Annotated in this window: 22 protein-coding genes and 2 tRNA genes; 13 read left to right on the top strand and 11 right to left on the bottom strand. The window is 73.1% G+C overall.

The window, feature by feature from the left end; genetic code table 11:
- Positions 1–31: 31 nt before the first annotated feature.
- A complete protein-coding gene (locus OG470_RS16065; RefSeq protein WP_328425095.1) occupies positions 32–763 on the bottom strand; it encodes a GNAT family N-acetyltransferase in 732 nt (243 codons plus the stop codon).
- 182 nt (positions 764–945) lie between these two features.
- Between OG470_RS16065 and OG470_RS16070 the strand changes: the two genes are divergently transcribed.
- Positions 946–1,527, top strand: coding sequence for a TetR/AcrR family transcriptional regulator (locus OG470_RS16070; RefSeq protein ID WP_328425097.1), 582 nt, complete (start codon positions 946–948; stop codon positions 1,525–1,527).
- Positions 1,528–1,569: 42 nt separating this feature from the next.
- Here the strand turns inward: OG470_RS16070 and OG470_RS16075 are convergent, their stop codons facing one another.
- Positions 1,570–2,550, bottom strand: coding sequence for an ArsR/SmtB family transcription factor (locus tag OG470_RS16075; RefSeq protein WP_328425099.1), 981 nt, complete (start codon positions 2,548–2,550; stop codon positions 1,570–1,572).
- Positions 2,551–2,620: 70 nt separating this feature from the next.
- Here OG470_RS16075 and OG470_RS16080 point away from each other — a divergent pair, with 70 nt between their 5' ends.
- Positions 2,621–3,436 carry an isocitrate lyase/PEP mutase family protein gene (locus OG470_RS16080; protein WP_328425101.1) on the top strand — a complete coding sequence of 272 codons (816 nt, stop codon included), beginning with the start codon at positions 2,621–2,623 and terminating at the stop codon, positions 3,434–3,436.
- A gap of 108 nt (positions 3,437–3,544) precedes the next feature.
- On the opposite strand, the gene OG470_RS16085 is transcribed toward OG470_RS16080, so the two are convergent.
- Positions 3,545–3,814: a DUF6458 family protein gene (locus tag OG470_RS16085; protein WP_328425103.1), complete on the bottom strand. Its 270-nt coding sequence runs from the start codon at positions 3,812–3,814 to the stop codon at positions 3,545–3,547.
- 147 nt (positions 3,815–3,961) lie between these two features.
- On the opposite strand from OG470_RS16085, the gene OG470_RS16090 reads away from it, so the two are divergent.
- Together OG470_RS16090 and OG470_RS16095 are read left to right on the top strand one after the other, a co-directional pair.
- Positions 3,962–4,034 (top strand) — tRNA-Gly (locus tag OG470_RS16090).
- Between the two features lie 46 nt (positions 4,035–4,080).
- Positions 4,081–4,155: transfer RNA gene (locus tag OG470_RS16095), tRNA-Val, on the top strand.
- Positions 4,156–4,190: 35 nt separating this feature from the next.
- Here the strand turns inward: OG470_RS16095 and OG470_RS16100 are convergent.
- The gene (locus OG470_RS16100; RefSeq protein ID WP_328425105.1) at positions 4,191–4,703 is read right to left on the bottom strand and encodes a nitroreductase/quinone reductase family protein; all 513 of its coding nucleotides are present in this window, start codon (positions 4,701–4,703) and stop codon (positions 4,191–4,193) included.
- A gap of 174 nt (positions 4,704–4,877) precedes the next feature.
- Here OG470_RS16100 and OG470_RS16105 point away from each other — a divergent pair, with 174 nt between their 5' ends.
- Both OG470_RS16105 and OG470_RS16110 read left to right on the top strand, forming a co-directional pair.
- Positions 4,878–5,531, top strand: a complete 654-nt coding sequence (locus tag OG470_RS16105; protein ID WP_328425108.1) for a TOPRIM nucleotidyl transferase/hydrolase domain-containing protein — start codon at positions 4,878–4,880, stop codon at positions 5,529–5,531.
- Positions 5,532–5,633: 102 nt separating this feature from the next.
- A complete protein-coding gene (locus tag OG470_RS16110; protein WP_328425109.1) occupies positions 5,634–6,629 on the top strand; it encodes an NAD-dependent epimerase/dehydratase family protein in 996 nt (331 codons plus the stop codon).
- Positions 6,630–6,671: 42 nt separating this feature from the next.
- Here OG470_RS16110 and OG470_RS16115 read toward each other — a convergent pair whose 3' ends face one another.
- Complete coding sequence (locus tag OG470_RS16115; RefSeq protein WP_328425110.1) at positions 6,672–7,646, bottom strand: Acg family FMN-binding oxidoreductase; 975 nt, start codon at positions 7,644–7,646, stop codon at positions 6,672–6,674.
- Between the two features lie 226 nt (positions 7,647–7,872).
- Here OG470_RS16115 and OG470_RS16120 point away from each other — a divergent pair, with 226 nt between their 5' ends.
- Positions 7,873–8,511, top strand: coding sequence for a response regulator transcription factor (locus OG470_RS16120; protein ID WP_328425112.1), 639 nt, complete (start codon positions 7,873–7,875; stop codon positions 8,509–8,511).
- Between the two features lie 15 nt (positions 8,512–8,526).
- On the opposite strand, the gene OG470_RS16125 is transcribed toward OG470_RS16120, so the two are convergent.
- The 6 genes from OG470_RS16125 to OG470_RS16150 all read right to left on the bottom strand — a co-directional run bounded on the left by OG470_RS16125 (position 8,527) and on the right by OG470_RS16150 (position 16,214).
- Entirely contained in the window at positions 8,527–10,260 is a 1,734-nt protein-coding gene (locus OG470_RS16125; RefSeq protein WP_328425114.1) for a sensor histidine kinase, read from the bottom strand.
- A gap of 40 nt (positions 10,261–10,300) precedes the next feature.
- A complete protein-coding gene (locus OG470_RS16130; protein WP_442931138.1) occupies positions 10,301–11,296 on the bottom strand; it encodes an Acg family FMN-binding oxidoreductase in 996 nt (331 codons plus the stop codon).
- Between the two features lie 151 nt (positions 11,297–11,447).
- A complete protein-coding gene (locus OG470_RS16135) occupies positions 11,448–12,305 on the bottom strand; it encodes a universal stress protein (RefSeq protein WP_328425118.1) in 858 nt (285 codons plus the stop codon).
- Positions 12,306–12,315: 10 nt separating this feature from the next.
- A complete protein-coding gene (locus OG470_RS16140) occupies positions 12,316–14,709 on the bottom strand; it encodes a phosphoketolase family protein (protein WP_328425119.1) in 2,394 nt (797 codons plus the stop codon).
- A gap of 70 nt (positions 14,710–14,779) precedes the next feature.
- The gene (locus OG470_RS16145) at positions 14,780–15,640 is read right to left on the bottom strand and encodes a universal stress protein (RefSeq protein ID WP_328425120.1); all 861 of its coding nucleotides are present in this window, start codon (positions 15,638–15,640) and stop codon (positions 14,780–14,782) included.
- A 139-nt stretch (positions 15,641–15,779) separates the two neighbouring features.
- A complete protein-coding gene (locus OG470_RS16150; protein WP_328425122.1) occupies positions 15,780–16,214 on the bottom strand; it encodes a VOC family protein in 435 nt (144 codons plus the stop codon).
- Positions 16,215–16,371: 157 nt separating this feature from the next.
- On the opposite strand from OG470_RS16150, the gene OG470_RS16155 reads away from it, so the two are divergent.
- The 6 genes from OG470_RS16155 to OG470_RS16180 all read left to right on the top strand — a co-directional run bounded on the left by OG470_RS16155 (position 16,372) and on the right by OG470_RS16180 (position 21,687).
- Positions 16,372–16,608, top strand: coding sequence for an HTH domain-containing protein (locus OG470_RS16155; protein ID WP_074318164.1), 237 nt, complete (start codon positions 16,372–16,374; stop codon positions 16,606–16,608).
- Positions 16,608–17,186 (top strand): Clp protease N-terminal domain-containing protein, encoded by a 579-nt coding sequence (locus tag OG470_RS16160; protein WP_328426397.1) that lies wholly within the window; start codon positions 16,608–16,610, stop codon positions 17,184–17,186. Before OG470_RS16155 ends, OG470_RS16160 begins: the two co-directional genes overlap by 1 nt.
- Before the next feature lie 109 nt (positions 17,187–17,295).
- Positions 17,296–18,300: a diacylglycerol/lipid kinase family protein gene (locus tag OG470_RS16165; protein WP_328425124.1), complete on the top strand. Its 1,005-nt coding sequence runs from the start codon at positions 17,296–17,298 to the stop codon at positions 18,298–18,300.
- Entirely contained in the window at positions 18,293–19,294 is a 1,002-nt protein-coding gene (locus OG470_RS16170; RefSeq protein WP_328425126.1) for a YihY/virulence factor BrkB family protein, read from the top strand. The genes OG470_RS16165 and OG470_RS16170 overlap by 8 nt, the downstream gene beginning before the upstream one ends.
- Positions 19,295–19,367: 73 nt before the next feature.
- Positions 19,368–20,864, top strand: a complete 1,497-nt coding sequence (locus OG470_RS16175) for a phosphatase PAP2 family protein (RefSeq protein ID WP_328425128.1) — start codon at positions 19,368–19,370, stop codon at positions 20,862–20,864.
- A gap of 7 nt (positions 20,865–20,871) precedes the next feature.
- Positions 20,872–21,687 (top strand): endonuclease/exonuclease/phosphatase family protein, encoded by an 816-nt coding sequence (locus OG470_RS16180; RefSeq protein WP_328425130.1) that lies wholly within the window; start codon positions 20,872–20,874, stop codon positions 21,685–21,687.
- The last annotated feature ends 30 nt before the right edge of the window (positions 21,688–21,717 follow it).

The raw sequence follows: 21,717 nt of genomic DNA on the forward strand, positions 1-21,717 counted from the left end.
GGCGGTCGAACCCGTACCCGGAGGGCTCGGCTCAGAACGTCAGCAGCCGGAAGGTGCCCACGGTGCGGAAGCCGAGGCGGCGGTAGACGGGCTCACCGACGGGAGTCGAGGTGAGAGCGGCCGTGCGGACGCCCCGCTCGCCGGCCAGGTCGAGCGCGGCCCTGGTCATTGCCGCGCCGATGCCCCGCCGGCGCTGCTCGGGCTGAGTGCCGACGAAGTACAGCGTGAGCAGGCCGTGGCTGAGCCAGGCGACGGCCGTCCCGACGATCCGGTCGTCGAGGCGGCCGGCCAGCCTGAGCACGGTGCCGTCGCCGGAGAACGCCTTCTCCCGGTCGATCGCCGCCGCCACGCCCTCCGCCGGGATTCCGGACACCCGGGCATACGCCGGGACGAACGTGTCCAGGTCGGTGCTCTCGCTGATGTGCAGCCCGGCGGGCGTCGGAGCGTCGGCCGCGTCACCGATCGCCACGGTCATGATCGGCAGACGGGCGACATCGACGGCGCCGAGGGACGCCAGGCCGTCGGCCGTGCCGGATTCGCTGCCCGGGCCGACCCACCACACTCGGGGTACGCCGTCGAGGCGGCGCCGGGCCTCGGTGAGGGCATCCTGCGGCGTACGCCCGGTCACGCGCAGCACGCCGTTGAGGGGCGCGTGCGGCACGTCGCTGCGATAGGTCAGGAGATCGGGGTCCCCGGGCTCGCCGATGTTCCAGCCGAGCAGGTAAGCCCGGTGCGCGGCCAGGACGGTGTCGAGGAACTCCACGAGTCGGATCGTAACGCGGGCCTCTGGGCAGTATGTGGAACGAACGTACAAGTAATGATCGGCGCTGAGAGGTGTGGCTGGCTGCGGTTTCGGCAATCTGCCGGATGGAAGGCGGTCCCACCGGGCTCGCCGTGATGCACGATACTTTGGCGTACGTTCCAGATATTCGCTAGTGTGAGTGCATGGCCCGTACTCGTGAGTTCGACCTCGACGCCGCGGTGGACGCGGCCATGCAGGTGTTCCGGAGCAAGGGCTACGAGGGCACCTCGATCCGTGACCTCGCGGAGGCGACCGGCCTGGGCAGCGGCTCGATCTACGCCGCGTTCGGCAGCAAGGACGGTCTGTACCTGGCCGCGCTCGACCTCTACCGGCAGCACTACGCCGCCCCGCTGGTCGAGATGCTGCGCGCGGGCAACGACGCCCGCGAGGTCGTCCGTGCGATGTTCGTCGACCTGGTGGACGACGTCGCCGGCGACGGTCAGCGTCTCGCCTGCCTGATCGTCGGGGCATCGATGGAACGGGCCCACCACGACCTCCGGGTCGCCGAGCGACTCCGCTCGACCACCCAGTCCGTGGAGTTGGCGCTCTACGACCTGCTCGCCGAGGGGCAGCTGCGGGGTCAGATCCCGGCCGACCGCAGCGCCAGCGACCTGGCCGCCTTCCTGGTGACCAGCCTCCAAGGCCTGCGGGTGATGGGCGCCATCAACCCGGACCGAGCGGCCCTGATGCGCTCCGCCGAGGTCGCGCTCAGCTGCCTGAGCTGACCGCCCGCAGCGGGCTGACCGGCACCGCCGCGCGGCGATGGCCTACCCGGTCGCGGAGAGCAGCGCCTCGGCGAGGTCGGTGCGGGCGCTGAGCAGTGTCCGGCCCCGCCGGTGCGTCACCACCAGGCCGGCCGCGCGCAACGCGGTGAGGTGTTGGGAGACCCCGCCGGGCGACATCCCGGCGCGTCGGGCCAGCTCAGTGGTGCTCGCCGGCCCGGTCAGCTCGGTGAGCAGCCGGGCCCGCCCGCGACCGATCACGGCGGCCAGCGCGTCCGGTACGCCGTTCGGGCGCTCCCACAGTGTGCCGAGCCCGCGTGCCGGGTAGGCGAGTTGCGGCGCGCCCCCGGCGGAGACACTCAGCACCGACGGCCAGACGAAGACCGACGGGACCAGCACCAGCCCCGGCCCGTCCGGGACGTCCGGGGCCAGGCAGTGCCGCTGCGCGATGAGCAGGGTGTCGTCCTCCCACCGGACCTGCCGATGCAGGTCGTTGAGGAGCACGGCCGCGCCGTCCTCGGCCAGCAGACGGGCGCGGGCGGTGACGTCGGCGTCGAGCAGCAGCCGTAGCCGTGGCCAGTGCGGGGCCAGAGCGATCCGCCAGTACGCCTCGATCTCCTCGGTCAGCCGCCGCAGCCCGGCCGGCGGGTCGGCGTACAGGGCGGCGAGCGCCGGGCTTCGGTCGCCCGGGTACAGGTCCAGGTGCGTGCGGACGGTGTCGGCCGGGGTGGCGCGCAGGGCGGCCAGTTCGGCGGCCAGGTCCGGGATGAGACCGGCGGACGGAGGGGTGAGGAAATCGGCCAGGTACCCGGGCGGGGCCGGCACCAGCTGCCAGAGCAGCCCGCCGTCCGGGCCGGCCAATCCGGCCTCGACCAGCGGTGGACGGACCCGACGTACCCAGGGCAGGTGGACGGCGTGGTCCCCGGGGTCGCGCAGCACCCGGACGCTCGCGACGACCTCCCACAGGCAGGAGACGGCGAACCGGATGCGGGCGACGGCGCCCGCCGACAGGCCGATGGCGACCACGGCACCCCCGTTGGATTCAGCTGGGACTGAAACATTACTGCGGCGGTCGGGGCGGGCCGAGACTTGCCGGGTGAGCGAACACCACACCCGAGCAGAACTGTTCCGATCCCTGCACACCCCCGGATCGCCGCTGGTCCTCGTCAACGCCTGGGATGCCGCGAGCGCCCGGATCGTGGCGGCCGCCGGCGCCCGCGCGGTGGCCACCACCAGCGCCGGCGTCTCCTGGAGCCTGGGCGCCCCGGACGGCGACGTCCTCGGTCGCGACGCGGCCGTCGACCTGGTCGGCCGGGTCGCCGCCGCGGTGCCGCTGCCGGTCACCGCGGACATCGAGTCCGGGTACGGGGCGACGCCGGCGGAGGTCGGTACGACCATCCGCGCGGTGCTGGACGCCGGTGCCGTCGGCGTGAACATCGAGGACGCCCGACGCGAGGCCGGCCCGCCGTTGCGCGACGTGCCCGACCAGTGCGCCCGGATCGGCGCGGTGCGGGCCGCCGCCGACGCGGCGGGGCTGCCGCTCTACGTCAACGCCCGGATCGACACGTTCCTCAGCGGCACCGGCGGCCTGGACGAGACCGTGGCCCGGGCCACCGCCTATCTCGCGGCCGGCGCGGACGGCTTCTTCGTGCCCGGGGTGGTCGATCCGGTGACCATCCGCGCGCTGGTGCAGGCGGTGCCGGCGCCGCTGAACGTGCTCGCCGGGCCGGGTGCGCCGGCGGTGGGGGAGCTGGCCCGCCTGGGGGTGGCCAGGGTGAGCCTCGGCTCGTCGGTCGCGGAGGCCGCGTACGCGGTTGCCCGCCGGGCGGCGGACGAGGCGCTCGGCGCGGGCACGTACGACGTGCTGGCGGACGCCCTCGACTACGGCACGCTCAACGCGTTGATGCGCTGAACGGGGAGGGCGGGGCCGTTGCCGACGACGGGCCGGTCACCTCGGTCGAGGTGGCCGGCCCGTCGTCGCGTGATCTGCCGGCTCCACCGGCGATGGGCAGGGGTCGGATCACAGCGGCGGGGCGATGTCCCGCCGCTCCTCGACCCGGCGGTACTCCACTGGCTCCTCGACCCGTCGGTACTCGACCGGCTGCTCGCTGGTGGTGACCACCGCGCGGCGGCGACCCCAGATCAGCGTGGTCATGATCAGGCCGAGCACGCCGGCCGCCATGAGGATCCAGCCGACCACGTCGAGGTCGATGCCGCCGACGCTCGCGTCCAGGGCGAAGGTGAGGATCGCGCCGAGCGCGATGAGGAAGATGCTGGTGCCGATACCCACGACAGCCTCCTTAGGGGGTGTGGTGCGCTGTCGAGGTCCTTCAGTACCCCCTCACCAACCAGCGCAATCACCAGGCCGCAGGGTGCCGCGCCCAGCGATCTTGGCGTCGGGTAGAGTTCACCCGTCGCCGGCATTTGCCGGAGACGTGCGGACGTAGCGCAGCTGGTAGCGCATCACCTTGCCAAGGTGAGGGTCGCGGGTTCGAATCCCGTCGTCCGCTCGCGATCCGCCCCGCGATCCTGATTGTCGGATCGGGCGATCACCACGGGCGATTGGCGCAGTGGGAGCGCGCTTCCTTGACACGGAAGAGGTCACTGGTTCAAACCCAGTATCGCCCACCAGATTCATCCGTAGTGATGCTGAGCTGCGGCGGCGCTCATTCCCCCTTTTCCCTGAGGGTGCGCGCTGGTGCGGTGGCGGCTTCTACGCGGAACACGGGATAGCGCGCCGCTATCGCCTCGAAAGCCGTCAGGGGTGCGCCGCGGTCCACGGGCAGGTGTGGTCGTGCTCCAGGCACCTTCTGCAGGTACCGCTTGAGGATCGGGGCACGCTCTTCGACGGGTACCTCGACCAGTTGGCGGGGCCGGGCGCGGCCGCGTCGGATGGTGACCCGGCCGTCCGCCGCCCGGACGTTGCGGACCCAGTTGCAGTCGTTGCCCAGCATCGAGACCAGGTACCAGACGCCGTCCCGGTCGGCCATGCCGAGCGGGAACCGGGTGATCCGCCCGGTGCGACGGCCCGGCACCTCAAGGGTGACCCAACGTCGGGGCAGCAGGCCGGCACCCTGTACGACCGCCCAGAACCGGGCGAACCGGCGGGCCGTCGAGTTGCCGCGCCCTCCGGTGTACATGGCCCGGAGTTCGTCATCGGCATATGGCCAGCGTGCCATCGGGTCCTCCCAGTGCGCGGCTCGTGCGGCGTCGTCTTCCTTCTTCAAAGGTTGCCGATGTTGGACCTGAGATACAGAGTCCAAAGTCCACATCCGGTTCGAGAACGTCATCCGCGACGCGGCCCGCCGACAATCCGGTGGCGGTCCGGATCGGTCGTTGCGAGACTCTGACCTGTGCGAGAGCCGGACCGTTTCCGAGCCGCCGTCGGCGCCTGGGCGGCTGGCGGCACGGATGCCGCGGCGGCCGCCACGGCGGCCCGTGAGTTGGCCCGCGACGGCCTGGCCACGGTCGTGCTCGTCGAGGGGGTCAGCGACCAGTGCGCGGTGGAGGCGCTGGCCGCACGGCGCGACCGTGACCTGGCCGACGAGGGCGTGTGTGTGGTGCCGATCGGGGGTGCCATGAGCGTCGGTCGGTTCCTGCGGCTCGTCGGTGCACAGGGGCTCGCCCTGACGGTGCGAGGGCTCTGTGACGAGGCCGAGGAGAGCTACTTCCGGCGCGGGCTCGAACAGGCCGGCCTGGGCAGTGGCCTGACCCGGTCGGCGATGGAGGCCCTCGGCTTCTACGTGTGCGTCGCCGACCTCGAGGACGAGTTGATCCGCGCGCTCGGCAGCACCGGCGTCGAGCAGGTCCTCGCGGCGGAGAAGGACCTGGCCAGGTTCCGGGTCTTCCAGAACCAGCCCGCGCAGCGCGAGCGGTCGGTCGAGCGGCAACTGCGCCGCTTCATGGGCACCATGAGCGGTCGCAAGGCCCGGTACGCCCGCGCGCTCGTCCGCGCCCTCGACCCGGCCTGCGTACCCCGACCGTTGGACCACCTTCTCGCCGGCTAGTCCCACCGACCTGCCGCGTCAGCCAGCGGTTCTGCCAGCGGCAGATCCGCTACCGGTGAACATGGGTGTCACCCGCTCTGGCCAGCGGGCAGGGTGGACCGCATGAGACTGCTGGTGCTGGGTGGGACGGGTTTCGTGGGTGGAGCGACGGTGGCCGACGCGGTTCGCCGGGGCTGGTCGGTGACGGTGTTCAACCGGGGGATGCACGGCACGGTCCCGCCCGGCGTCCAGCGGTTGCGGGGTGACCGGACGCAGCCGGACGGCCTGGCGGCGCTGGCGGGCGGCGAATGGGACCTGGTGGTCGACACCTGGGACGGCGCCCCCCGGGCAGTGCGGGACGCGGCCCGCGCGCTGGTCGGCGCGGTCCCGCACTACGCCTACATCTCCAGCGGCTCGGTCTACGCCCAGCCGGTGCCGGCGCAGGTCGGCGAGGAGGCGCCCACTGTGGGCACGGCCGCCGCCGACGCCACCGGGGGAGACTACGCGGAGTGCAAGGCTGGCGGGGAGTTGGCCGCGACGGAGGTCTACGGCGAGCGGGCGCTGCTGGTGCGCGCCGGGTTGATCCTTGGGCCGGGGGAGGACATCGGCCGGCTGCCCTGGTGGCTGCAGCGGGTGGCCCGCGGCGGTGACGTGCTCGCGCCCGGCCCTCGGGGTCTGCCCGTGCAGTACATCGACGTGCGCGACCTGGCCGCGTGGACGCTGGACCGCGCCGCCGAGCGGGTCGGCGGTGCCTTCAACGTGATCAGCCACCCGGGGCACACCACGATGGGCGAGCTGCTCGACACGGTCGTCGCGGTGACCGGCTCCGGCGCCCGGTTGCACTGGACCGATCCGGGGCCGATCCTGGCCGCCGGCGTGGTCCCCTGGAACGACCTGCCCATCTGGGTTCCGGAGGGTCACGAGTTCCGGTGGATGCAGGAGCGCGGCGTGCAGAAGGCGTACGCGGCGGGGCTGACGTGCCGACCGGTGGCCGACACCGTCGCCGACACCTGGCGCTGGCTGCGTGCGGTGGGGTCGGTGCCACCGCGCGCCGGCCGGCCGGCCCGGGAGCCGGTGGGGCTGGATCCCGCCCGGGAGGCGGAGCTGCTCACCGCCTGACCGGGCGTCCGCCGTCGACGGGGTGCGGCTGGTGATGCCGGCTCAGGCCGGCACCACCGGCAGGTCCAGCACCTCGTCGATGCTGCGGCGTGAGGTCGGTCGGCCGGGCTGGCCGTACCCGATCCGCAGCACCATCTGCGGTGTGCCGAACCGGCCCAGCGACAGCCGCAGTTGCTCCCGCGCGCCGGGCACCTCGATCGGCTGGGAGAGCATCGACACGCTGAGCCCGGCGTCGGTGGCGGTGAGCAGCACCCGTTGCAGGGCCTGCCCGGCGATGACCTGGTCCACCGCGGTGTTGCCCACCGAGCCGAGCACCGCCACCAGCGGCTCCGGCTCGAAGTCCCGCCCAGGGGCCCGGTCGAGCCCGCCGAAGGCGCGCGCCGGCAGCACGTCCTGCGGCTCGCTCTGCGGGCCGCCGGACGAGGAGGGCACGCCGTCCGGTGCGGGCTCCCGGCGTAGCCACTGCTCGCGTTCCGCCCGGTAGGCCGGGTCCCGCTCCAGCACCCGGTGCGCGCTTCGGGCGATCTCGCCGAACGCGGAGACCGCGCTCACCCCGATCAGCATCTCCAGCCAGCACTGCTCGGTGCGGGCCGCCTCGCCGAGCCGCCAACGGGCGTCGGCCGGAACCGGGTTCGGCCAGAACGGCAGGCGGTTGCTGAACCGGCGGGGGATGGCGGCGTACAGGCTCTGCTCGGCGGGGGTGGGCGGGCGCGGGGTGTCCGGCACCAGCCGGGCCAGCAGGTTCGGCTCGGCCGGGTCGGGGCGCAGCCGCACCTGGGCCGGGATGCCGGCGACGGCCAGCGCGATCCGCAGGTTGAACAGCGCGGCGCCGCAGCCGACCCGCACTCCCCACCCGCTCGGGTCGGTCGCCGGCAGCCGGCGGGCCGGGTCGGCCAGCACCTCGATCCCGCCGTCGCGCAGCCGCAACCGCCACGGCTGGGTGTTGTGCAGAGAGGGTGCCCGTACCGCGTCCACGGCGGCGGCCCGCAGCTGTGCGGGGGTGTAGCCGATGTCCATGGCAGGTGCTCCTTTCCCGGTGCCAGCGGCCGATGGTGCCGCGACGCATCCCTACCGTCCGCCCGTCGGGTGAGCGGCGTGCAGGGCCGGACGTCCCGATCCGTCGGGCCCGACCGGCCCCCTGCCCGGGTCCGACCGTCGCGCTGGCCCGGCCTCGCGGGCGGAACCGGTGTGATCGGGACCTTCGGCCCGTGCACCTGACGCGGGACCCGGGTAGAAACGAGGAATGATCCGCGTGTTCCTCCTCGACGACCACGAGGTCGTCCGCCGTGGCCTGGCCGACCTCCTGCAGAGCAGCGGCGACATCGAGGTGGTCGGCGAGTCCGGCTCCGCGCAGGAGGCGGCCCGCCGCATTCCGGCGTTGCGGCCGGACGTGGCGATCCTCGACGCACGGCTGCCCGACGGCAACGGCATCGACGTGTGCCGCGACGTGCGCGCCGTCGACTCGTCCATCAAGGGCCTGATCCTCACCTCGTACGAGGACGACGAGGCGCTGTTCGCGGCGATCATGGCCGGCGCCGCCGGGTACGTGCTCAAGCAGATCCGCGGCACCGACCTGGTCGACGCCGTGCGTCGGGTGGCGGCCGGGCAGTCGCTGCTCGATCCGGCGATCACCACCCGGGTGCTGGAGCGCATCCGCAACGGCGTCGAGCAGCCGCGCGAGTTGAAGTCGCTCACCGAGCAGGAGCGACGGATCCTGGAGTACGTGGCGGAGGGGATGACCAACCGGGAGATCGCCGGGAAGATGTTCCTGGCCGAGAAGACGGTGAAGAACTACGTCTCCAGCGTGCTGGCCAAGCTGGGCCTGGAGCGCCGCACCCAGGCCGCCGTCCTGGCCACCCGCCTGCTCGGCAAGACCCCCTGACCCGACCCGCGCCGGTCAGTCGCGCAGCGGCACGGACCAGCTCACCTCGGTGCCGTGCGGCTCGACCGGGCTGATCGTGAAGGTGCCGGCGTGACGTTCGGCGCGTTCGCGGAGGTTGACCAGCCCGCCCCTGGCGGCGCTCGGATCGCAGCCCACGCCGTCGTCGGTGACCGTCACGGTGACATGGCCGGCGTCGACGCGTACGGCCACGGCGACCTGGTTGGCCTGCGCGTGGCGGACCGCGTTGGACAGCGCTTCGCGCAGCACGGCGGTGAGGTCCGGGCGGATCGCGTCCGGGACGGCGCTGTCCACCGGCCCGGTCAGCTCCAGGTGGGGCTTGTGGCCCAGCGACTCGGCGGCCAGCTCGATCGCCTCGCGGATCTCGGTGCGCAGCGCCGCGGTCATGGGCGTGCGCAGCTCGAAGATGGTCCGGCGGATGTCCCGGATGGTGGCGTCCAGGTCGTCGACCGCCGCGTTGATCCGTTTGGCCACCTCCGGGCGGGTCATCATCGGCGCGGCGCTCTGTAGTTGCAGGCCGGTGGCGAAGAGCCGCTGGATCACGACGTCGTGCAGGTCGCGGGCGATCCGCTCGCGGTCCTCCAGGACCACCAGCAGCTCCCGCTCCTCCTGGCCGCGGGCCCGCTCCATGGCCAGCGCGGCCTGCCCGGCGAAGCTGCCCAGCAGGGCCACGTCGTCCTCGCTGGTGCCGCCGCCGCGTTCCGGCCGGTGCGCCACGACCAGCACACCGTGCAGGGTCTCGGCAGTGGCCAGTGGTGAGATCACCGCCGGGCCGGTGTGCAGCAGCGCGGGCCACGGTGCGGCGTGCGCGAGATCGTCCACCTGGTCGTGGCGGCCCTCGGCCACCGCAGCGCCGAAGCTGGTGTCGGCGAACGGCAGGACCGTGCCGACCAGCGCCCGGGCCTGCTCGTCGGCGCCGTCGACCACCTCCACGGTGAACTGGGTGCTGTCGGTGTCGTAGAGCAGCACCAGCGACAGCTCCGCCTCGGCGACCTCCCGGGCACGGCGGGCGACCAGCGCCAGCGCGTCGGTGCGACGCACCTCGCCGAGCAGCACCGAGGTGATCTCCGCGGTCGCGGCCAGCCAGCGTTCCCGCCGGTGCGCCAGGGCGTACAGGCGGGCGTTCTCGATGGCCACGCCGGCCGCGGCGGCGAGCGCGACCACGATCTCCTCGTCGTCCTCGGTGAACTGCGCGCCGCCCTGCTTCTCGGCCAGGTAGAGATTGCCGAACACCTGGTCCCGGATGCGCACCGGCACGCCCAGGAAGCTGTGCATCGGCGGGTGGTTGGCCGGGAAGCCGTAGGAGCGGGGGTGCTGGGTGATGTCCGGCATCCGCAGTGGCCGGGGGTCGTCGATGAGCAGGCCGAGGACGCCCCGCCCGTGTGGCAGGTCGCCGATCTGCGCGTGCACCTCGGGCGAGATGCCGTGCACGATGAAGTCGTGCAGCAGCCGGTCCGGGCCGACCACGCCCAGCGCGCCGTACCGGGCGCCGGCCAGCTCGCAGGCCGCCTGAACGATGCGTTGCAGGGTGCTGCGCAGGTCCAGGTTGGTGCCGATGGCGACCACCGCGTCGAGCAGGGCGCGCAGCCGCTCCCGGCTGGTGACGACCTCGCCGACCCGGTCCAGCATCTCCTGGAGCAACTCGTCGAGGCGGACCCGCGGCAGCGGGCTGAGCCCGAGCGACGGGGTCACATGGGCTTCCTGACGAGGCTGCGGGGCGCTGTTGGTCATCGAGCGATGGTATCGCCGATGATCGCCGTGGCCAGAACCGTCAACCCCGCTCGCCGCGCACCGCGGTGGTGTCGATCACCTGCTCGGTGGTCAGCCGCGGGGTGTGCGGCGGGCCTGCGTGCGTCGGGTCCGCGATCCCCAATCGCAGCACGAGGTACGGGAAGCCGAGCCCGGCGAGCAGGTGCCGGAGGCTCTGACGGGTGCCCTCCACCTCCACCACCGAGCTGAGCGGCACCAGCGAGACGCCGAGCCGGGTGGCGGTCAGCCAGGCGGCGGAGAGCGCCTCGCCAGCGCGCAGCCAGCTGTCCGGTTCGTCCTCGTCGCCGTAGAGCATCCCGTACACGGCGGCCCGGTCGTGGCCGGGGCCGATCGGCAGGCCGCCGGGGTGGCCGAAGTCGCGGGCCGGCACGGTGGTCTGCGGAGGCTGCTCGGGCAGCACCTCCGGCGGCAGCCCGGTGCCGGTGCCGGCCCTGCTGGTCCAGTACTCCAGCTCGGCGCGCAGCTGCGGATCCTCGGCCTCGACCGTGTCGGCGTGCCCGGCCGCGGCGGCCAGCTCCAGCACCTGGTCGCCGTCGAGGATCTGCAACCGGCCGCCCTCGGTGGTGACCGCCCGGGTGATCTCCCCGATCGCGGCGGTCGGCACCGGCTCGTCGCTGACCGGCCGCCGGTCGGTGTGCCGGATCTGCATGCACTGCACCATCCGCATGGCGTCCGGGTCGGCCGTCACGCGGGTGAGGGTGGTCAGCCGGGCCAGCAGCTCGCGGTCGCCCGGGTCGGGCATTCGCTCCACCACGGCGCGCCACCCCTCGGCGGCCAGCGCCAGGCGGGCGTGGTGCAGGGCGGTGCCGCAACTGATCGCGAGCAGCCGGCCCTCCGGGTCGGTGGCGGTGAGCTGCCGGTCGGCGACGGTGCGCAGCTCCAGTGCGTCAGGCAGCACCCGCCAGCGCCACGGCTGGGTGTTGTGCACCGAGGGGGCGTGGCCAGCGGTGGCGGCGGCCTCCGCCAGCGCGGTGGTCAGCTGGCTCTCCTGACTCATGGTCACGACCTTTCCATCTCTGCCCATCGTGCCTCACGGCACGGTGCTGTGCGCGGCTTGCCGGTCCATCCTCTGGCATCCGAGGGAGTCCCGCACGGGCCGCAGGCGCCGATCACATCGCGTCGTTACGCCCGCCGGACCAGGCCCGGGGTCAGCGTTCCCGGACCACCGCGACCGGGCAGTGGGTGTGCTGGATCAGCTGTTGGCTGACCGAGCCGAGCAGCATGCCGGCCAGGCCGCCCCGGCCCCGGCTGCCGACCACCACCAGCCGCGCGTCGCGGCTCGCCTCGATCAGCATGGCCGCCGGGCTGCCCGGGACCAGGTCGACGGTCACGGTCAGTTCGGGGAACGTCCGCCGCCATGGCTCCACGTTCTCCTCCACCGCGGCCCGCTCGTCCGGGACCCCGGCCGCCCCGCCGGGGCCGGGCGTCCAGGCCCGCAGGACGCGCAGCGGCACCCGCCGCTGGGCCGCCCGCTCGGCCGCGAAGCCGAGCGCCACCAGCGACGGCTCGGAACCGTCCACGCCGACCGCCACCGGCCCGGCCGTCGCGTCCGCCGGTGCGCTGCCGGCCCCGTCCCGGACCACCACGACCGGGCAGTGCGCGTGTGCGGCAACCGCCACCGCCGTCGACCCGGCCAGCAGCCCACCGAACCCACCGTGCCCACGGCTGCCGAGCACCAGCAGCCCGGCCTTGGCCGAGCGTTCCTGCAGTACCAGGGCGGGTGGCCCGTCGAACACCTCGCCGGTGACGGTGAGCCCGGGGTGCGCGGCCGCGGCCTTCGCCGCCGCGTCCCGGACCAACTCCTCCACCTGTCGCCGGGCGGCGTCGTCCGGCCAGATGCCGGGCGCCACGCCCGGGCCGACCCAGCTGGCCACGGTCAGCCATTCGAAGACGTACGCCAGCCGCACCGGCTGGCCGCTGCGCCCAGCCTCGTCCAGCGCCCAGTCCAGGGCCACCGAGGCGTCGGTGGAGCCGTCGTAGCCGACCAGAATTTCCGAGTCGCGCACGTTGTCCTCCTCAGGGGTTGGTCGGGTCGATTTCCCGGACCCAGCGCCACTCCGCGACCTGTGGGTCATCCTCGCCGTGCCGGCGGGTGTAGTCGCGGGCCGACTGCCGGGCGTCGACCATCTGCTGTCGCAGGTGCGCGGCGCGGGCCGCCAGCCCGGGCACCCGGTCGATGACGTCGATGACCAGGTGGAAGCGGTCCAGGTCGTTGAGCATCACCATGTCGAACGGCGTGGTGGTGGTGCCCTCCTCCTTGTAGCCGCGCACGTGCAGGTTGTCGTGGTTGGTACGGCGGTAGGTGAGCCGGTGGATCAGCCACGGGTAGCCGTGGTAGGCGAAGATGATCGGCCGATCCGCGGTGAAGATGGTGTCGAACTCGTTGTCGGGCAGGCCGTGCGGGTGCTCGGTGGCCGGCTGGAGTCGCATCAGGTCCACCACGTTGACCAGCCGCACCCTCAGGTCCGGCAGGTGCCGGCGCAGCAGGTCGGCGGCGGCCAGCGTCTCCAGCGTGGGGACGTCCCCGCAGCAGGCGAGCACCACGTCCGGCTCGCTGCCGCCGTCGCTGCTGGCCCACTCCCAGATGCCCAGGCCGCGCCGGGTGTGCTGGATCGCCTCGGTCATCGACAACCAGTTCGGCGCCGCCTGCTTTCCGGCCACCACCACGTTGATGTAGTGCCGGCTGCGTAGGCAGTGGTCCATCGTCGCGAGCAGCGTGTTGGCGTCCGGCGGCAGGTAGACCCGGACCACCTCGGCCTTCTTGTTGACCACGTGGTCGATGAAGCCCGGGTCCTGGTGGGAGAAGCCGTTGTGGTCCTGTCGCCAGACGTGGCTGGAGAGCAGGTAGTTCAGTGAGGCGAGCGGCTGCCGCCAGGGGATGCCCCGGGTCACCTTCAACCACTTGGCGTGCTGGTTGAGCATCGAGTCGACGATGTGGATGAACGCCTCGTAGCTGGTGAACAGGCCGTGTCGGCCGGTCAGCAGGTAGCCCTCCAGCCAGCCCTGGCACAGGTGCTCGGAGAGCACCTCCATCACCCGGCCGTCCGGGGAGAGGTGCTCGTCGCTGGGCACCGTGTCGGCCACCCAGGCCCGGTCGGTCACCTCGAAGGCGGCGCCCAGCCGGTTGGAGGCGACCTCGTCCGGGCCGAACAGCCGGAACGTCTCCGGGTTGGCGGCGATGACGTCCCGGATCCACGCGCCGAGCACACCGGTCGCACCGGCCATCGGCTCGCCCGGCTGGGGGACGTCCACGCCGTACTCGCGGAAGTCGGGCAGGGTCAGGTCGCGGAGCACCACCCCGCCGTTGGTGACCGGGTTGGCGCTCATTCGTCGGTCGCCGTGCGGCGGCAGCGTGCACAGCTCGTCCACCGGCGCGCCGGTGGCGTCGAACAGCTCCTCGGGGCGGTAGCTGCGCAGCCAGCGCTCCAGCTCGGCCAGGTGCGCCGGGTTGTCCCGTACCCCGGACAGCGGCACCTGGTGGGCGCGGTAGGTGCCCTCCACCTGGGTGCCGTCGACCTCGCTCGGGCCGGTCCAGCCCTTCGGCGTCCGCAGGATGATCATCGGCCAGCGGGGACGCTCGACGGCGCCGCCGGAGCGCGCCTTGAGTTGGATCGCGGTGATCTCGTCCAGCGCCCGGTCCATCGTCGCGGCGAGCGTGCGGTGCACCTGGGCCGGGTCGTCGCCGGCCACCACGTACGGCTGGTAGCCCGAGCCGCGCATGAGGTCGAGCAGGTCCGCCTCGGGGATCCGGGCCAGCACGGTCGGACTGGCGATCTTGTAGCCGTTGAGGTGCAGGATGGGCAGCACCGCACCGTCGCGGGCCGGGTTGAGGAAGACGTTCGAGAGCCAACTGCCGGCCAGCGGCCCGGTCTCCGCCTCACCGTCGCCGATCACACAGGCGACCACCAGGTCCGGGTGGTCGAAGGCGGCGCCGTAGGCGTGGCTCAACGCGTACCCCAGCTCGCCGCCCTCGTGGATCGAGCCCGGCACCTCCGCCGCCACGTGGCTGGGAATGCCGCCCGGGAAGGAGAACTGCCGGAACAGCCGGGCCATCCCGGCCTCGTCGCGCGAGACGTCGTGGTAGCGCTCCGACCAGGTGCCCTCCAGCCAGGTGTTGGCCACGATGGCCGGGCCGCCGTGCCCGGGGCCGGTGACCAGCATGGCGTTCAGGTCGCGCGCCACGATCACCCGGTTGAGGTGGGCGTAGATCAGGTTGAGCCCGGGGCTGGTGCCCCAGTGACCGAGCAGCCGCGGCTTGATGTCGTCGACGGTCAGCGGCTCCCGCAGCAGCGGATTACCCAGCAGGTAGATCTGCCCGACGGTGAGGTAGTTCGCGGCTCGCCAGTAGGCGTCCAGCCGGCGCAGCTCGTCGTCGGTGAGGGCACGGCGCGCGTCGAGAGCGGTGTCCATGATGCTGAACCTCTCGCGGGTAGGAGTGGGGCGTCCGGCGTCCAGCCTCGTCGCCGCCGACGCCCCAGGGTCAGGGCCGTTGGTCCCGGGTCGGGCGGACGTCGGGTCCAGTCAGCGGAATGTCGGTCAGCCCGCGGACGACGATCACCGGGGCCGGGGAGTGGTAGAGCAGGGACTGGGCGACCGAACCGAGCATTCCACGCCCCGGTTCGTCGCCGCGGGCGGCGACCAGCGTCAGCTGCGCCGAGCGCGACATGTCGACCAGCACCTGCTCGGGAGCGCCGCGGATGACGCGGCACTCGACCGGCACCTCCGTGCGGCGGGCGGCGTGGCGGGCCATCAGCTCGGTGAGCTGATCGGTGACCTCGGCGGTGTCCTCGTCGGGCTCCACCACCCGCAGCGCCAGCAGTCGGGCGCTGCGCCGGGTCGCGCACTCGAAGGCCCACTGCAGGGCGAGGGTCGAGCTGGGCGAGCCGTCCACCCCGACCAGCATCGGGCCCGGCGGCGGCGGGTCGTCGCGGACGACCAGCAGCGGGCAGCCGGCCCGTGCGGCCAGCTGCACGGCAGGCGTGTCGGACGCGACGCACTCGCCGCTGCCGGCCATCCCGCTGTCGCCGACCGCGAGCAGGAAGGCCGCCTCTGACCGGCGGATCAGGGTGAGCAGCGTGGCGTTCTCGATGATCTCGCCGCGTACGGTCAGTCCCGGCTCGACCTCGTGGGCGAGCTGGGCGGCCCGGGTGATCAGGTCTTCGGCGTGGTCCCGGGGCGCGGCGACGGTGTCTGCGGCGAAGGCCGCCTGCCAGTCGAAGACGTGCAGCAGGTGCAGCGGCCGGCCGTGGGTGGCGGCCTCCTGTGCGGCCAGTCGGACGACCGGGAGGTCGCGGTCCGAGCCGAGACCGACCAGCACCGCTGCATCGGCGGATGCGGCCATCCGACATCACCTCCCGGGCGTCGCGCCCGGCACGACCACGCTGTCCCTGACCGAGGGTAGTCGGGTGGTCACGATGGTGGGCCGGTTCGGGGGTGCTGTCGATGTGGGTTCTCAGCGAAGGTGCCACGTTCGTGGCCACTCAGTCGAGACAGAACTCGTTGCCCTCGATGTCCTGCATCACGAGGCACGACTCGTTGTCGCCATCGGCAAGCAGTAGTCGCACGCGTGCCGCGCCGAGCGGGACCAGTCGTGCGCATTCGGCCTCAAGTGCGGCCAGGCGCTCTTCACCCACGAGCCCGGTGCCGACCCGCACGTCAAGATGCAGCCGATTCTTGACGACCTTGCCTTCGGGGACGCGCTGGAAGAACAGTCGCGGGCCCACACCTGAGGGATCACTGCATGCGAACGCTGAACCCTGTTGCTCAGGCGGCAGCGCGCGATCGAACTCGTCCCAGGTGGCGAACCCCTCCGGTGGCGGCGGTACGACGTACCCCAACACCTCGCACCAGAAGCGGGCGACGCGCTCAGGCTCTGCGCAGTCGAAGGTGACTTGGAACTGCTTGACCGACGCCATCGGTCCACCATAGGGGCGGGGTCTGTCGTTGTCTCCACGGACCCGCCCCTGGTGGTGAGAACGGATCAACCTCGCTGAGAACCCACAGTCGATTCCTGGCGGCGGTGTTCGTCAACTGAGGTTGACACGAGTGGCGTTGTCAACGTATGTTGACGGCATGAGTCAGGCGACGGAACTCGCGGCGGCAGCCGGCAGCACCGACCCCCGGGTCGGGCTGCGCGCCGTCCGCGCGCTGCGCCGGCTGCTCGAGCGGCTCGAGGTGGTCCAGGTGGACAACGCCCGTCGACAGGGCTGGTCCTGGCAGGAGATCGCCGACGCGCTCGAGGTCAGCCGGCAGGCCGTGCACAAGAAGCACGCCGGGCGGCCGGCGGTCAATCAATCCTGGGAGGCGTGATGTTCGAACGGTTCACCGACCGGGCGCGCGACGTGGTGCACCGGGCGCTGGAGGAGGCGCGGGCCGAGGGCCAGCGCCCGGTCGGCACCGAGCACCTGCTGCTCGCCCTGACGGCCGACGAGGCCGGCCTGGCCAGCCGGGTGCTGGCCGACGCCGGCGTACGCGCCGACGACCTGCGCGAGCGGGTCCGCCGACACACGGCCAGCGGCGGCGCCGGCCTCGGCGACGCGGACGCGGCGGCGCTGCGCGAGATCGGCATCGACCTGGCCGCGATCGTGGCCCGAATCGAGCAGTCCTTCGGCCCGGACGCACTGCGCGAGGCTGTGCCGGCACCGCGCCGCCGCTGGGGCCGCCGTCGCTTCCTCGGCGGGCCGTTCTCGCCCCGGTCCAAGAAGGTGCTGGAGTTGTCGCTGCGGGAGGCGCTGCGGCTGCGTCACCGCCACATCGGCACCGAGCACATCCTGCTCGGGGTGCTCCGCGAGGGCCAGGGCCTGGGTGCTCTGGTGCTCACCGAGGCCGGGGCTGACCTCGACGATCTGCGCCGACGGGTGGAGAGCGCGCTGCGGACGGCGGCCTGACAGCGGTCGCGTGAAACAGCGGTAGGCGTGTTGAAACCTGTCTGTGGCACTTCCGACGCCGGCCGCTCGTGGGCTCGCTGAAGGCGTACCGGTGCTGCACACTGGCGCCGTGGATGCTGGACAGGAAAGGCGGCCCTCGGGCGGCGACGGCGGGCTGCGGTCCGCCGTCGTGGTCAACCCGGTGAAGGTCGACGATCTCGACGAGCTGCGCCGCACCGTGAACGACGCCCTCGCCGCCGCCGGCTGGCCCGAGCCGCAGTGGTTCGAGACCACTGCCGATGACCCCGGGCGCGGCCAGACCGAGCAGGCCGTCAAGGCCGGCGTCGACCTGGTCTTCGCCTGCGGTGGCGACGGCACCGTGATGTCCTGCGTCAGCGGCCTGGTCGGCACGGACGTGGCGCTGGCCGTGCTGCCCCAGGGCACCGGCAACCTGCTCGCCGCCAACCTGGGTCTCTCCACGGACATGGCCGCCGGGCTGCAGGTCGCCATCGAGCGCGGCCGACGGCTGCTCGACGTCGGCGCCGTCGAGGACCAGTACTTCACCGTGATGGCCGGCATGGGCTTCGACGCCCAGATGCTGGCCGCCACCTCCGAGACCACCAAGGCCCGGATCGGCTGGCCGGCGTACGTGGTGGGTGCCGCCCGGCACCTGCGGGACCGGCCGATGCGGGTGCAGATCCGCATCGACGACCGCCCGCCGGTGCGCCGCCGGGCCCGCTCGGTGCTGATCGCCAACGTGGGCCGGCTCCAAGGCGGCGTGCGGCTGCTCACCGAGGCCGAGCCGGACGACGGCTGGCTCGACATCGCGGTGCTCACCCCACGCAACCTGCGACACTGGCTCGCGCTCGGCTGGGCCGTGATCCGCCGCAACGGCCAGGTGCCGCAGATGGAGGTGTTCCGCGGCCGGCGCGTGGTGGTCACCAGCAACCGGGCCCAGCCCCGGGAGCTGGACGGCGACCTCATCTCCCCGGGCCGGCAGCTGCGGGCGGACGTCCGGCCGCAGGCGCTCTGGCTCTGCGTGCCACAGCCCGAGGACGCCCCCGACCTGGCCGTCGACGCGCAGCGAGCCGGGGAACGGGGCGAGCAGCTGATCGAGGAAGCGCGCCGTGAGTAGCACCCGGATCGTGCCGGAGACCCGGCTGATGGCCGACGAGGAGCTGTCCGCCGACGACGCCTGGCACACGCTGCGCCGCCAGGGCGGCTGGCACCTGCTGCGGGACGCCTTCATCCGTTTCCGCTACGGCGACGGGTTCAGCCACGCCCGGGCCTTCGCGCTGCAGCTCTGCCTCGCCGTGGTGCCGTTCATGATCGCCCTCACCGGCCTGATCAGCGAGCTGGGCGTCGAAGAAGGCGGCCGCGTGGTCGCCGACACCGTCCTGGCGCTCACCCCCGGCCAGAGCGAGCAGGTGGTCGCCGAGCTGCTCGGCGAGGGCGAACGTGTCGAGGACGCGGGCGAACTGGCGCTCACCCTCGGCCTGCTCACCGGGCTGGTCGCGCTGACCACCACGATGGCCCAGATCGAACGAGGCGCCAACCGCATCTACGGCGTGGAGCGGGACCGGCCGGCGCTGCGGAAGTACTTCCGTGCCGCCGTGCTGGCCCTCACCGCCGGCCTGCCCGCGTTGGCCGGCTTCCTGATCCTGGTCGCCGGCGGCGCGGTGGGCGACTCGGTACGGGAGCACTACGAGTGGGGTGCGGTCGCCAACGGCGTCTGGAACGTGATCCGCTTCCCGCTGAGCCTCGGGCTGACCGTGCTCGCCGTGGCGGTGCTGTTCCGGCGCGCGCCGCGCCGCAAGCAGCCCGGCCTCTCCTGGCTGTTCTTCGGCGCCGGCATCGCCACGGCGCTGTGGTGGCTGGCCAGCCTGCTGCTCGCCGCGTACGTGCGGTTCAGCGACGACTTCGGCCAGACCTACGGCGCGCTGACCGGGATGATGGCGCTGCTGCTCTGGGCCAACCTCACCGGCATGGCGCTCTTCGGCGGGCTGGCCTTCGCCGCCCAGCTGGAGGCGTTGCGCATCGGCGTGCAGGAGCCCGCCCAACCTGACCTGTGGGAGCCGGAGGCCGACCGCGCCGAGCTCTTCGACACCGGGGACATGACGGCCCTGTAGCCGCCCCCGTCCGACGTCCGCGTGTACGGGAGGCGCCGATCGGGTAAAGCGCACCGCCAGGCAGACAAGGGAGGTGCGGGGTGACCGCGGTCAAAGAGGTGGTGCGGCGTCCGTCGGGCATTTCGCCGAGCGGAGCATCGCTGGTCTGGCGGCCGTCACCGGCGCCGGGGTGGCCTTCGGGCTGCTGTTGTTGCTCGTCCGGGTGCGGTGGAGCCCGTTGCAGGACGCCGACCACGCGGTCGCCGATTGGTTCAACGATCTCGTCGCCCCGCACCACGCACTCGTCACCGTGCTCCAGGCGGTGACCGACCTGGGCGGCCGGCCGATCCTCATCTGGCTGGTCACCATCGCCGTGGTCGGATTGCTGATCCGGCGGCAGCCACGGCTGGCCGTCTACCTGATCATCACCGGGGTCGGCGGCCTGATCCTCGACCCGTCGCTGAAGACGCTGGTCGGCCGGCTCCGCCCGGTGGTGGACCTGCCAATCGCCAGCGCCCCGGGCAACAGCTTCCCGAGCGGGCACGCGCTCGGCTCGTTCGTCGCGTACGGGGCGCTGCTGCTGGTCTTCCTGCCGGCGATGGCGCCCCGCTGGCGTAAGCCGGCGATCGTCGCGGTCGGCGTGCTGGTCACCCTGATCGGGCTGACCCGGATCGCGCTGGGCGTGCACTTCGTCTCCGACGTGCTGGCCGGCTGGCTGCTCGGCGCCGCCTGGCTCGGTGTCACCTCGTACGCCTTCCAGCTGTGGCGGCGTGAACGGGGCCGCCCGGTCCCGCCGTTGACCGAGGGGCTGGAGCCGGAGGCCGGGCACGACATCGCCCCCGCCCCGGCCGAGGAGCACGTGCTGGCCCACCCCCGCTCGGCGGTGGCCGAGCTGCTGGTCGGCTGGGTGCTGGTGTTCGGGGCGCTGTACGCCTTCGGCACGTACGTCAGCTACCACGCCAAGGGCACCTTCTTCGACACCCTCGACACCGAGGTGCCGCGCTGGTTCGCCGACCGGCACAGCGAGGTGCTGACCGAGGTGAGCTGGTGGTGGAGCAAGTTCGGCGACACCCACGCCATCCTGCTCATCGCGCTGGTGTTCTGCCCGCTGGTGCTGGCGGTGTGGCGGCGCTGGCGGCCGGTGCTGTTCGTGGCGCTGGCGATGGTCGGCGAGCTGACCCTCTTCCTTGCCTCCGCAAGGGCGGTCGACCGGCCGCGCCCGGCGGTGGAGAACCTGGACGGGCAGATGCCCACCTCGTCGTTCCCGTCCGGGCACATCGCGGCGACCATCTGCATCTGGCTGGCGATCGCCGTCATCGTGCTGCCGCGTACCGATCGCTGGTGGCGTTGGATCCTCGTGGCCCTGGCGGTGATCATGCCGGTCGGGGTGGCCACCTCCCGGATGTACCGGGGGATGCACCACCCGACCGACTTCATGGGCGCGATGCTGCTCTCCGCGCTCTGGATCGGGCTGCTCTACCTGGTCATCCGGCCGAACGCCGACGTGCGGGAGGGCAACCAACCGAGCATCGAGTCGGAGGACGTGGACACCCTCGACGACGAGCTGGCCCGGGCCGGCCGGGCGGACTGAGCGTCCCGTGCTGCGGGTGATGACCTGGAACATCCGGACCGGCGGTCGAGACCGGGGTGGCTCCGACCGGTGGGACCTGCTGGTCGAGGTGATCACCGCGCAGGCGCCGGACGTGCTGGCCTTGCAGGAGCTGCGCGGCTTCGACCGCGGCGGGCTCCTGGCCGAGGTGGCGGGTCGCGTGGGGATGACACCCCAGCTGGCCCGGTCCTGCTTCGGACAGCCCGTGGCGGTGCTGGTCCGGCCACCGCTGCGGGTCGTCGCCGCGGGGTCGCTGCGCCGGCCGTTCCACCACGCCGCCGCCCGCGTCGTGGTGGCCACGTCGGCCGGTCCGCTGACCGTGCTCGGCACCCACCTCTACCCGTACTCCGGGGGACGGCGGCGGATGGAGGTCGACTGGCTGGTGGCCGCGCTGCGACGCGCCCAGGGGCCACTGACGCTGGTCGCCGGTGACCTCAACTCGCTCGACCCGACCGTCGACCACACCGCGCGCCTGGCCGGGATGCCCGCTCTCTACCGGCGGCGCCACCTGCGGCGGGGCGGCGGCGCCGTGGACACCCGCGTTGTCGCCCGGCTGCTGGCCGCCGGCCTGGTCGACCTCTGGCCGTCGGCCGCCGCCGGAGCACCGGAGGCCGACGGCCGCACCGTGCCCACCCGGTTCGGCGGGGCCGAGTTCGCCGGGATGCGACTGGACTACCTGTTCGGGACCCCGGCGCTGGCCGAGCGGGTCCGGGAGTGCCGGGTGGTCCGTGGCGGGGCGGCGGACACCGCCTCGGACCACTATCCGTTGCTGGCCGATCTGGACCTGGACCCAGCCCCACGCTGAGCGGTCCGCTGGCCGCGACCGGGACCCCAG

Origin of the sequence: Micromonospora sp. NBC_00389, from assembly GCF_036059255.1 — a bacterium.
Taxonomy (GTDB): domain Bacteria; phylum Actinomycetota; class Actinomycetes; order Mycobacteriales; family Micromonosporaceae; genus Micromonospora.